The organism is Bradyrhizobium sp. CCBAU 25360, from assembly GCF_028128695.1.
In the GTDB taxonomy this organism is placed as follows: Bacteria; Pseudomonadota; Alphaproteobacteria; order Rhizobiales; family Xanthobacteraceae; genus Bradyrhizobium; species Bradyrhizobium ottawaense.
The window spans coordinates 27,945-39,952 of the sequence record NZ_LBJA01000040.1; the positions used below are offsets into that span (position 1 = coordinate 27,945).

Genomic DNA, 12,008 nt, shown 5'->3' on the forward strand with positions numbered 1-12,008 from the left:
CGGACAAGCGCAGCGAAGCGGAGCGCAGATCCGGGATCCATAATCACAGGGAGTAGTTTGGCGAAGACTCTGAATTACCAGTCTCGCGCCAAACTACTCCCTGTGATTATGGGTCCCTGCGTTCGCAGGGACGACACTGAATATGCGGCGCGACCCCTACAACAACTCCTCGCAGCCCAGATCATCCACGGCCGCAAATATCCGCTCCAGATTGTTCCACCAGATCAGCGGCGGAAGGTTGATGCTCCATTGCCAGACCGGCTTGGTGATGTGCCAGAGCACCGATCGGCGATAGTCCTGGTCAAGTGCGCCGCGCGTGTAGCCGCTGACGCCGTGCGAGATCAGGGTCTCATGATAACGGTTGAGCAGCAGGCGCTCGAGCGTCTGCCTGCGCTCCGGATACCATTGCGTCGCCATCATGTAGGCGAGATCGTGGGTCGGCACGTTGATGCGCCACTGGTCGAAGTCGAAAATGCGCACGGTGTCGGCGATGTCCGCGCGCGGCAGGAGGAAATTCCAAGTATGGGCATCGCCGTGGGCAATAGAGAGATGTCGATGGGAATGATAGCGCTCAAGCAAACGATCCGACTGCTCAATGAACCGTCGATAGAGGATGCGTCGTTCTTCGCTCAGGCGGTCGCCGAGAAGATCGGCAAAACGATCATAGTGGCCAGCAAAGGTCTCCATCAACCTTGACGTATCATCGGCGCTCATCCAACTGCCGACGGTGTCGCCGAGACTTGGGTGGTCCCACCATGCCGCGTGCCAGCTCGCGAGCGTCGTGACGATCGCCAGCGCCTGTTCGCGAGACGGCGGCAGGGGCCACTGGGCCGCGACATCATGGCTATCGGTGAGATCCTCGAGCAGCAGATGCCAACTGACATTTTCCTCATCGAACTGTCCGTCAAAGCAACGCGGCACCAGCCCCGGCGGCATATTCGGTGCAAGTTTCGCATAGAAGGCCACTTCGTGCCGGCCACCATGCGCGAGCGTCTTGGCAAAATCGGCATGCGGCGTCTTCAGGATCAGTGTCTGCGGCGCGCCGCCGGATTCGCCGACATAGCGCAGGCCGAGACGCACGATATGTGACACGACGGTGTCGCGCTGATGCAGCACCTTCACCTCGCGCACGGCGCCGGCATCCAGCACGCCGCCCCTGCGCAGTGCCGCCGTCAGTCGGGCGGGCTCAACGACATCAGGCAGTTGTGGAGGTGTCATGAAATTCACGATGCCCCTGTCCCGCGCCATACTGCACGATCATGACCCCACGCACCAGCCGCCGGTCCGATGCCGCGCTCACGCCGCCTCGGTCGAGTCGCGCACGGTCCGCACCACGACCGACCGGAGCTGTTCGAGATTGGCGGCCATGCCGGCGATCGCCTGCCTGACCTCGGCGGCGCGCTCGTTCACGGAAGCGGCGTCGCGGCTGACATTGCCGATCTTGGCCGAGACCTCCTTGGCCGCGGAAGCCGATTCGGAAATCGACCGCGTGATCTCCCGCGTCGCGGCGTCCTGCTCCTCCATCGCGGCGGCAACCGAGGTCGCCACGCCGTCGATCTCGACGATGTGGCCCCCCATGGTCTCGACGGCATCGACCGCGGCCTGCGTCGAGGCCTGAATCTCGGTGATTAGCCGCGTGATCTCCTCGGTGGATTTGGCGGTCTGGTCGGACAGGGACTTCACTTCGGCGGCGACCACGGCGAAGCCGCGGCCGGCCTCGCCCGCACGGGCGGCCTCGATCGTGGCGTTGAGCGCCAGAAGGTTGGTCTGGCCGGCGATGCCGCCGATGAGGTCGGAGACCTCGGCGATCTTCTTCACCGATCCGGCCAGTGCCTGGATGGTCGAACGCGCCTGCTCGCGGCCGGCGACAGCCGATTTTGTGACGGTGCTGGTCCGCACGACCTGGCTTGCGATCTCGCGGATCGAGGCGCTGAGCTCTTCGGCCGCGGCCGAGACGGCCTGCGAGCTGCCGAGGGCCTGGGTGGAGGCCGCCGCGACCGCCTGCGACTGTGCGGAGAGCGACTTCGCGATCTCCGACAGGCTGGACGCCGCCCGCTCGACGCCTTGCGTCGCTGCGCCGGCGGTGTCGACCGATCGGCCGGTCTCGCGCTCGACGGTCTCGGCCATCTGGTGCAGGGCGGAGCGCTTGGCGAGCGCCGCCTCCTGCTCCTGCCGCAACTGCTCCTCGCGCAGGCGGGAATTCTCGACCGCCGCCTGCTTGAACACCACAAGCGCCCCCGCCATCGAGCCGACCTCGTCCTTTCGGTCAGCGAAAGGAATGTCGGCGGCGAGATCGCCGGTCGCAAGCTTCTGCATCGTATCAGTCATGCGCACGATCGGGCGCACCACGCCGAGGGCGACGCCGAGCAGGCCCGCAGCAACGAAAGCCAGGACAGCGGCGGAGACGCCGAGGAGGATATAAAGCATCGAGCTGTCGCGGTCCGCCGCCAGCTTTTCCATGGCGGCATTCTGCTTGTTGGCGTTCTCGACGATGCTGTCGATCACGGCGCGATGCGCGGTGTAGGCGTCCTTCAGCTGCGCATAGATGCGCTCGGACGCAGCGGCGTCCTTGGCCTTGAGGGCCGGCAGGAGCTGGTCGGACGCCTTCCAGAACTTCTGCACCTCGGCGTCGGACTTGGACACCAGCGCCGTTTTCAGGTCGGCCGAGAGGCTGGAGGTGACCCAGAACGCCTTGCGCTCGTCGTAGTCCTTGCGGAGCTGGACCAGACGTTCGCCGTGGGCCGCCAGCTGGTCCGGCTCGCGCATGGCCAGCGTCGCCTCGAGATAGGCCTCGATGACATATTCCGGCGGCGGCAGAATGTCCGCGATGAGGTCGTTGCCGAGCTTGATGTCGGAGTAGAGCGGACCGCCGACCTTGAGCTCTTTCAAGGCATAGAGGCTGGTCGAAACCACGGCGGCAAAACCGATGGCGAGAACGATGCCGAACGCAATGATCGCAGAGGACAAGGACAGACGAAATTTCATGAAACAATCCGGGGCGGCGTCGAAACTGCAGCCACCCTAGACGAATACGGTAAATACGGGATTGCTTCGCGCCGAAATTGTATCGCGCGAACTCCGCATAACTACGGGAATTTGCCGTCAAGCCATCGGTATTTGAGTCAGCGAGCCTGACGCACACACGTGCGAATCGTTTCGGCCGGAGGCAACCTCGGCTTCGATGCGCCAGATGAGACGTGCGTGCCGAGGATCAAGCCTCCCCGGCACGCATTGCCTCACACGTCGAAGAACACTGTCTCGTTGTCGCCCTGGAGCCGCAGGTCGAGCCGGTAGACGGGCTTGCCGGCTTCGCGCACCGCAGTCAGCGTGGGGCGGCGCTCGGTGGGCACCAGCGCCAGCACAAGGTCGGCGGCGTTGCCGGCCTCGTCGCTGAAATAGATCCGGGTGTAGAGATGCCGCAGCATGCCGCGGCCGAACACCGCAAGGAGGATGTGCGGCGCCTGTGGCTTGCCATCGGGATCAGGCACCGTGCCCGGCTTGATGGTCTCGAACGCGTAATAGCCGTCCTTGTCGGTGCCGCAACGGGCAAAGCCGCGGAAGCTCGCATTCGGCAGCGCACGCTTGTCCTGCGGGTCGGCAAAGCGACCCTGCGCGTCCGCCTGCCAGATCTCCAGCATGCAATCCGGCACGGCAACGCCGTCACCGTCGAACACACGCCCCTCGATGCGGATGCGCTCGCCGGTGACGTCTGGCGTCAGCGTCGAGTTGGTGAACGCGTCGTTCCAGGCGTATTCGCCGTTCGGCGTCAGGCCGTATTTGAAGAACGGGCCGACCGTCTGCGATGGGGTGATCCCGTCGGGCGTCACAGAATCCTGCACTTAGTGATTCTCCATGGGGGTGGCGTTCTTGCCGCGCAGCACGACGTCAAAGCGGTAGCACAGCGCCCATTCGGGCTGGGTGTTCTCGAGATCGAACGAGGAGACCATCCGCGCCCGCGCCTTCTCGTCCGGCACCGAGTTGAAGATCGGATCGAACGGGAACAGCGGATCGTTCGGAAAATACATCTGCGTCACGAGGCGCGTGACGAAGGAATGGCCGAACACCGACAGATGGATATGCGCGGGACGCCAGGCATTGTGGTGATTGCCCCAGGGATAGGCGCCCGGCTTGATGCTGACGAAGCGGTAGTAGCCGGCAGCATCGCTCACGGTGCGGCCGGCCCCCGTGAAATTCGGATCGAGCGGCGCCGGATGCTGGTCGCGGACATGGACGTAACGGCCGCACGAATTGGCCTGCCAGATCTCGACCAGCGAGTTCGGCACGCCGCGACCGTCCTCGTCGCGCACATGGCCGTGCACGATGATGCGCTCGCCGATCGGCTCGCCCTTGTGCTGGGTGGTGAGGTCGTTGTCGCCTTTGCGGACGGTCTCGTGGCCGTAGACCGGGCCTGTCAGCTCCGACAACGTATGGCGCATCGGAATCAAGGGCTTGTTCGGCGCACGCTTGATCGAGCTCTTGTAGTCGGGCGACAGCGGCAGCGGATGCGCCTTGTTGCTGTCAGTGGGATAGATGAATGTCATGGACGAACTCCTCCCCGGCCATTGTGGTCCGGCCGGACAACGCTTCCGCCAATCATTATAGGATATAACTAATTGGGGGAAGCGGGTTTGAGCCCTATTTGATCGGCGGACGCGGCAGTACGGCTTCCCCGACTTCGAGCCGGTAGACATGGTCGAGCGAATACCAGGGCGTCGCAACCTCGCGTTCGGTCGGATGTGGCGCGTCATGGCGTAGGAACTTGCCGATCAGCGCCTGCGTCACGCCGAATTGCACGTCGCTGTCGATATGGGGATCGTTGGGATCGTAGACCTGCGAGATCAGGACCTTGAAGCCCGGCTTGAGGATCAGGGCATGCAGATGCGCGGGGCGATAGGGATGGCGGCTCTGCGCCTCCAGCAGGCGGCCGACCACGCCGCCCGTCGGAATGGGATAGCCGACCATCATCACCGAACGGAAGGAGAAGCGCCCGTCCTGGTCGGTCGTGAACTTGCCACGCAGGTTCATGTCGGCCTGATCGGGGTCCTGGTTCTCGTAGAGGCCGACCGGGGAGGCGTGCCAGACATCGACCTCGGCGCCAGCGATCGGACGACCGTCCTTGTCCACGACGCGGCCGTTCACGAATAGCGGCGCACCCGGGGTCTCGGAGCGGACGATCGATCCGCCATTCTCGACCCGCGGCGAGTTCAACCGCCAGAACGGCCCGAGCAGCGACTGATCGGTTTCGGTATTGCCCTGGTCGCCATTGTTGAGCAGGCACACCAGCGGGGAGACGCCGAGCGAGCCCGCCATCAGGACCACTTCGTTGTGCGTGTCGGTGGTCAGCTTGCCGAGCTCGGCGATGACAGCGGTGGCATCGCGAAACTCCTTCTCGGTCAGGCGGACGTCGCGCACGAAGCCGTGCAAATGCTTGACCAGGGAGATCATGATCTGGCGCATGCGCGGATCGGAAGTCCGCTCCATCACCGCCAGTGCCGCGGCCGTGACGTCCTGCTCGCGCTCGATGATCATGGGACGGTCCTTGAAGCGACCCGCGTAACGCCAACACTGTCATTCCGGGATGGTCCGAAGGACCAGGCCCGGAATCTCGAGATCCCGGGTTCAGCCCTTTCGGGCTGCCCCGGGATGACGGTCCACTGCGTGGACCGTCAGTTCAGCTTCTCGATCGCGACCGCGACGCCCTGGCCGACGCCGACGCACATGGTGGCGAGCGCGAGCTTGCCGCCGCGCTTCTCCATGCCGTGGACGGCGGTGAGCGCGAGGCGTGCGCCGCTCATGCCGAGGGGATGGCCGAGCGCGATGGCGCCGCCATGCGGATTGACGAAATCCGCATCGTCAGCGACGCCGAGCTGGCGCATGCAGGCAATGCCCTGCGAGGCGAAGGCCTCGTTGAGCTCGATCAGGTCGAAATCGCTGATCTTCTTGCCGAGCCGCTCCATCAGCTTGCGGGTCGCGGGCACGGGACCGATGCCCATGATGCGCGGCGGCACGCCGGCCGAGGCGAGGCCGAGGATGCGCGCGCGCGGCGTCAGGCCGTGCTTCTTCACCGCGGCTTCGGATGCCAGGATCATGGCCGCGGCGCCGTCATTGACGCCGGAGGCGTTGCCGGCGGTGACCGTGCCGGGATTGCGCACGATCGGCTTCAGTTTTGCCAAACCTTCCAGCGTGGTCTCGGGACGCGGATGCTCGTCCTTGTCGACGGTTACAGGACCCGCCTTGCCGCCGGGAATGGTGATCGGAATGATTTCTTCCGCAAAATAGCCGGCCGCGATCGCCTTGCCTGCGCGCTGCTGCGAGCGGATGGCGAAGGCGTCCTGGTCGGCACGTGAGACCTGGAATTCCTCGGCGACGTTCTCGCCGGTCTCCGGCATGGCATCGACGCCGTACTGCGCCTTCAGCAGCGGATTGATGAAGCGCCAGCCGATGGTGGTGTCGAAGATTTCGGCCGAACGCGAGAAGGCTTCCTGCGCCTTGCCCATCACGAAGGGCGCGCGGGTCATGGATTCGACGCCGCCGGCAATGGCAAGCTCGATCTCGCCGGAGCGGATGGCGCGGCCGGCCGCACCGACCGCATCCAGGCCGGAGGCGCAGAGCCGGTTGAGCGTCTGGCCGGGAACCGAGTCCGGCAGACCTGCGAGCAGGAGCGCCATGCGGGCGACGTTGCGGTTGTCCTCGCCGGCCTGGTTGGCACAGCCGAAGAAGACTTCGTCCACCTGCGCCCAGTCGAGATTGGGGTGTTTTGCCATCAGCGCCTTGATCGGGGCCGCCGCAAGATCGTCGGCGCGCACCTTGGCGAGCGAGCCGCCGAAACGGCCGATCGGGGTCCGCACGGCATCGCAGATAAAGACGTCACGCATCGCTGTTCTCCCTGAATGCCGCGGTTCGGCCAGAATTCTTCAATGACGCCGGAGTTTTAGGAGGGCGCCCGCAGCAGGTCAATTGACGGTTTCGCGGGTGGCGCATTCGACCGATGACCATGAAACTCAGTCGTCATTCCGGGGCGCGACGAAGTCGCGAGCTATGGTGCGCATTGCGCACCTGAGAATCCATAACCACGAGCCGGGGTTATGGATTCCGGGCCTGCACCTGACGGCGCATCCCGGAATGACGACCGGAATGTGGCGCCCATATCCCGCCATGCGGACAGCGTGGAAAACCCGCCCTTCCAAGCCAAACCAATAGGACGCTCAGGCGAAATTTTGTAGGTTGCGCCGCCCATGACAGTACAACAGCCGATACCTGTGCCGCCCCCCGACGAAGCGCCCACCTCGCCAGCGGAAGCCATCGCGCGCGTGACGCCGATGATGGAACAGTACCTGGAGATCAAGGCGGCGCATCAGGGCCTACTGCTGTTCTACAGGATGGGTGACTTCTACGAGCTGTTCTTCGAGGACGCCGAGATCGCCTCCAGGACGCTCGGCATCGTGCTGACGAAGCGCGGCAAGCATCAGGGCGCCGACATCCCGATGTGCGGCGTGCCGGTCGAGCGCTCCGAGGACTATCTGCACCGCCTGATCTCGGCCGGGCACCGCGTCGCGGTCTGCGAGCAGACCGAGGATCCCGCTGCCGCGAAGGCGCGTGGCAACAAGAGTGTGGTCCGCCGCGGCGTGGTGCGGCTGGTCACGCCGGGCACGCTGACCGAAGACACGCTGCTCGATGCCCGCGCCAACAATTATCTGCTCGCGATCGCGCGCGCCCGCTCCTCTGCCGGCGGCGACCGCTTCGGCCTCGCCTGGATCGACATCTCGACCGCCGAGTTCACCGTGATGGAATGCTCGGGCGGCGAGCTCGCCGCAACGCTGGCGCGCATCAACCCGAACGAGGCCATCGTCACCGACGCGCTCTATAACGACAACGAGCTCGGACAGACCTTGCGCGAGCTGCCGGCCGTGACACCCCTGACGCGCGACGTCTTCGACGGCGCCACCGCCGAGAAGCGGCTGTGCGATTACTTTACCGTCGCGACCATGGACGGGCTGGCGCAGCTCACACGGCTGGAGGCTACCGCAGCAGCAGCAGCCGTCACCTATGTCGACCGCACCCAGGTCGGCAAGCATCCGCCGCTGTCGCCGCCCGCGCGCGAAGCCTCGGGCGCAACGATGGCGATCGACCCGGCCACGCGCGCCAATCTGGAACTGACGCGAACGCTCGCCGGCGAACGCCGCGGCTCGCTGCTCGATGCGATCGACTGCACGGTGACCTCGGCGGGCTCGCGCCTGCTTGCCCAACGCCTGGCCGCGCCGCTGACGGACGCTCCCGCGATCGCGCGCCGGCTCGATGCGGTGAGCACCTTTGTCGCCGATTCAGCTGCGCGCGAAGACATCCGCAGCATCCTGCGCGGTGCGCCCGACATGTCGCGCGCACTGGCGCGTCTGTCGGTCGGACGCGGCGGCCCACGCGACCTCGCAGGCATCCGCGACGGCATCGTCGCCGCCGACCAGGTGCTGGCGCGGCTTGGCGAACTCGATCAGCCGCCGCAGGAGATCGCGGCGGTGATGGCGGCCTTGCAGCGACCGTCGCGCGAGCTCGCATCCGAATTCGCCAGCGCGCTCGACGAGCAGCTGCCGCTGATCAAGCGCGACGGCGGCTTCGTTCGACAGGGCTATGAGCCCGCGCTCGACGAAGCCCGAAACCTGCGCGATGCCTCGCGTCTCGTCGTCGCCTCGATGCAGGCGCGCTACGCCGACACGACGTCCGTGAAAGGCCTCAAGATCCGGCACAACAACGTGCTCGGCTATTTCGTCGAGGTCACCGCGCAGCACGGCGACAAACTGATGTCGGCGCCGCTGAACGCCACCTTCATCCATCGCCAGACGCTGGCGGGCCAAGTGCGCTTCACCACTTCGGAACTCGGCGAGATCGAAGCCAAGATCGCCAATGCCGGCGACCGCGCCCTCGGGCTCGAGCTCGAGATCTTCGAGCGGCTGTCAGCCAAGGCCATGGCGATCAGCGACGATCTGCGCGCCGCCGCCCACGCCTTCGCCTTGCTCGACGTCGCGACCTCGCTGGCAAAACTCGCGGTCGACGACAATTATGTGCGACCGGATGTGGACGACTCGCTCGGCTTTGCGATCGAGGCCGGCCGCCATCCCGTGGTGGAGCAGGCCCTGAAGCGCAATGGCGAGCCGTTCATCGCCAATGCCTGCGACCTCTCACCAAGCCCGGCGCAAAAGTCCGGTCAGCTCTGGCTGCTCACGGGCCCCAACATGGCCGGTAAATCGACCTTCCTGCGCCAGAACGCGCTGATTGCCCTTCTTGCCCAGATCGGCAGCTTCGTGCCGGCCACGCGGGCGCGGATCGGCATCATCGACCGGCTGTTCTCGCGCGTCGGCGCCGCCGACGATCTCGCCCGCGGCCGCTCCACCTTCATGGTGGAGATGGTCGAGACCGCGGCGATTCTGAACCAGGCCGGCGAGCGCTCGCTCGTGATCCTCGACGAGATCGGCCGCGGCACCGCGACCTTCGACGGTCTCTCGATCGCCTGGGCCGCGATCGAGCATCTGCACGAAAGCAATCGCTGCCGCACGCTATTCGCCACGCATTATCACGAACTGACCGCGCTCTCGGCCAAGCTGCCGCGGATGTTCAACGCCACGGTGCGGGTGAAGGAGTGGCAGGGCAATGTCGTATTCCTGCACGAGGTGCTGCCGGGCTCGGCCGACCGCTCCTACGGCATTCAGGTGGCCAAGCTCGCCGGCCTGCCGCCGGCCGTGATCACGCGCGCGAAGTCGGTGCTCTCCAAGCTGGAGGCGCAGGACCGCGGCCAGACCGCGCGCGCGCTGGTGGACGACCTGCCGCTATTCGCCGTGCCCTCGCGCGCGGCCGCCGAAGCCGCTCCGCCGAGCGAGGCGGACCTCTTGATGGAAGCCGTGAAGGCGCTGCATCCGGACGAGATGTCGCCACGCGAGGCGCTGGATGCGCTATATGCCTTGAAGGCCAAGCTGCCGAAGCAGTGAAGGTGCAGTAGGGTGGGTTAGCCGAAGGCGTAACCCATCACGTCCGTCACCGCAGAAACTAAAGAGGTGGGTTACGCTGCGCTAACCCACCCTACGCTTCCGTGCGCTGAGCGCTACGCCCGCGCCGCGATCGCCGCGGCTTCCGCGGCCGCGCGCTGCATGCTGGTCGACATCTCGTTCGTCACCGTGCTCTGCTCCTCGACGGCAGCGGCGGTCGATGTCACGTATTCGCTGACATTGTTGATCGCCTGCTTGATCGAGCCGAGCGCGCTGACCACGTCGCCGGAGATGCCGTTGAGGCTGCCGATCTCCTGGCCGATCTTGTCGGTGGCCTGCTTGGCCTGATTGGCGAGGCTCTTCACTTCGGAGGCGACCACCGCAAAGCCGCGGCCGGCTTCGCCGGCCCGGGCCGATTCGATCGTGGCGTTCAGCGCCAAGAGGTTGATCTGGCCGGTGATGCTGTTGATCATCTCGACGATGCCGCTCATCGACTGCGCCGCCTCGGTGAGGCGCTGGGCCTGCGCGTCGGCTGAGGCGACCTGCTCCACCGCGCTCATCGCGGTCTCGCGGGACTTGGTCATCGCCTCGGAGATCTCCCGCACCGACGCGTTCAGTTCCTCCGAACCGGCGGCGACCGATTCCATCATGCCGCGGACGCGCTCGTTGCCCATGCGGACCAGCACCTGCCGCGTGGTGTCGGTGGCATATTTCACGACCTTGAACGGCTTGCCGTTGAGGTCGAGGATCGGGTTGTAGGAGGCCTGGATGTAAACCGCCTTGCCGCCCTTGCCGATGCGCTTGTATTCGGCCGCCTGGTACTGACCGCGGTTGAGCGCGGCCCAGAACTCGCGATAGGCGGCGCCGTCGCGCTCCGTGGGCTCGACGAACATGCTGTGGTGCTTGCCCTTGATCTCGGCCATCGAGTAGCCGAGCGCGCTGAGGAAGTTGGCGTTGGCGGCGATGATCGTGCCGTCCATGTTGAATTCGATCACGGCCTGGGCCTTGTCGATCGCCGATATCTGACCGGCAAGATCGGCGTTCTTCAGCTTGTCCGCGGTGATGTCGGTCGCGAACTTGACGACACCGTACGGCTTGCCGGTCTCGTCGAGCAGCGGATTGTAGGAAGCGAGAATCCAGACCTCGCGGCCACCCTTGCCGATACGCTTGAACTCCCCGGCCTGGTAGTCGCCGCGGTTGAGTGCGGCCCAGAACTCGCGATAGGCCGTGCCGTTGCGGTCGGCCTCGGCCACGAACAGGCTATGATGCTTGCCCTCGATCTCGGCCAACGAATAGCCGAGCGTCTTGCAGAAATTCTCGTTGGCGGTGACGATGGTGCCGTCGAGCTTAAATTCGATGACGGCCTGGGCACGGCTGATGGCGGCGATCTTCGACGCATCCGTCATGCTCCGCATCTTCTTCGCGGTGATGTCGGTCGCGATCTTGGCGACCATCACCGCCTTACCATTGCCGTCGAGCACCGGATTGTAGGCTGCTTCGATCCAGACTTCGCGGCCGCCCTTCGCGATCCGCTTGAACTCGCGGGCCTGACACTCGCCACGGTTCAACGCAGCCCAGAACGCCTTGTACTCGGCGCTGTCGCGCTGGTCGGCCGGCAAGAACATGGAATGATGCTTGCCCTGGATCTCGTCAAGCCGATAGCCGAGGGCGTTGAGAAAGTTCTTGTTGGCCGTGAGAATCGTGCCATCCAGATTGAATTCGATCATGGCCTGGGAGCGGCCGATCGCATCGAGCCGTGCTTGTGCGTCAATCTGGGACTTGCGACCGAACATCAAAGAATCTCCATCTCGAAATTACGTAGACAGCTCGTAGGGGAAGTGACCGTCGCGGCGAAACAGCCGTACTCAAATAACAATTCCCGCGAGTCCCTGCACTCGGATGCAGCTCGGACGAGTTCGCGCCGATGACAGCGGAGCGGGTATGCAGGATCATTCCTACGGTAAAAGCTCGAACAAAGTTCTAATAGAAGTGTCGGAAACCAGCAGGACCGGGAACGATCCGGCGGGCGTCGAGAGA

8 protein-coding genes are annotated in these 12,008 nt (G+C 65.1%); 1 reads left to right on the forward strand and 7 read right to left on the reverse strand.

Translation table 11 applies throughout. From position 1 onward, the window contains the following. Positions 1–156: 156 nt before the first annotated feature. From XH81_RS19650 to pcaF, 6 genes are all read right to left on the reverse strand, one after another. Entirely contained in the window at positions 157–1,248 is a 1,092-nt protein-coding gene (locus XH81_RS19650; protein WP_028139625.1) for a phosphotransferase, read from the reverse strand. Positions 1,249–1,296: 48 nt separating this feature from the next. Further along, positions 1,297–2,985 carry a methyl-accepting chemotaxis protein gene (locus XH81_RS19655; RefSeq protein WP_028139624.1) on the reverse strand — a complete coding sequence of 563 codons (1,689 nt, stop codon included), beginning with the start codon at positions 2,983–2,985 and terminating at the stop codon, positions 1,297–1,299. Between the two features lie 251 nt (positions 2,986–3,236). Beyond that, positions 3,237–3,839: a protocatechuate 3,4-dioxygenase subunit alpha gene (gene pcaG, locus XH81_RS19660; protein WP_028139623.1), complete on the reverse strand. Its 603-nt coding sequence runs from the start codon at positions 3,837–3,839 to the stop codon at positions 3,237–3,239. Then, positions 3,840–4,541: a protocatechuate 3,4-dioxygenase subunit beta gene (gene pcaH / locus XH81_RS19665; protein WP_028139622.1), complete on the reverse strand. Its 702-nt coding sequence runs from the start codon at positions 4,539–4,541 to the stop codon at positions 3,840–3,842. A gap of 94 nt (positions 4,542–4,635) precedes the next feature. Further along, positions 4,636–5,529, reverse strand: coding sequence for a dioxygenase family protein (locus XH81_RS19670; protein WP_028139621.1), 894 nt, complete (start codon positions 5,527–5,529; stop codon positions 4,636–4,638). Between the two features lie 137 nt (positions 5,530–5,666). After that, positions 5,667–6,875, reverse strand: a complete 1,209-nt coding sequence (pcaF, locus tag XH81_RS19675; RefSeq protein ID WP_028139620.1) for a 3-oxoadipyl-CoA thiolase — start codon at positions 6,873–6,875, stop codon at positions 5,667–5,669. A gap of 360 nt (positions 6,876–7,235) precedes the next feature. Here pcaF and mutS point away from each other — a divergent pair, with 360 nt between their 5' ends. After that, positions 7,236–9,974, forward strand: coding sequence for a DNA mismatch repair protein MutS (gene mutS / locus XH81_RS19680; RefSeq protein WP_097668287.1), 2,739 nt, complete (start codon positions 7,236–7,238; stop codon positions 9,972–9,974). A 113-nt stretch (positions 9,975–10,087) separates the two neighbouring features. Here mutS and XH81_RS19685 read toward each other — a convergent pair whose 3' ends face one another. Beyond that, complete coding sequence (locus XH81_RS19685) at positions 10,088–11,764, reverse strand: methyl-accepting chemotaxis protein (RefSeq protein WP_028139618.1); 1,677 nt, start codon at positions 11,762–11,764, stop codon at positions 10,088–10,090. Positions 11,765–12,008: the final 244 nt, after the last annotated feature.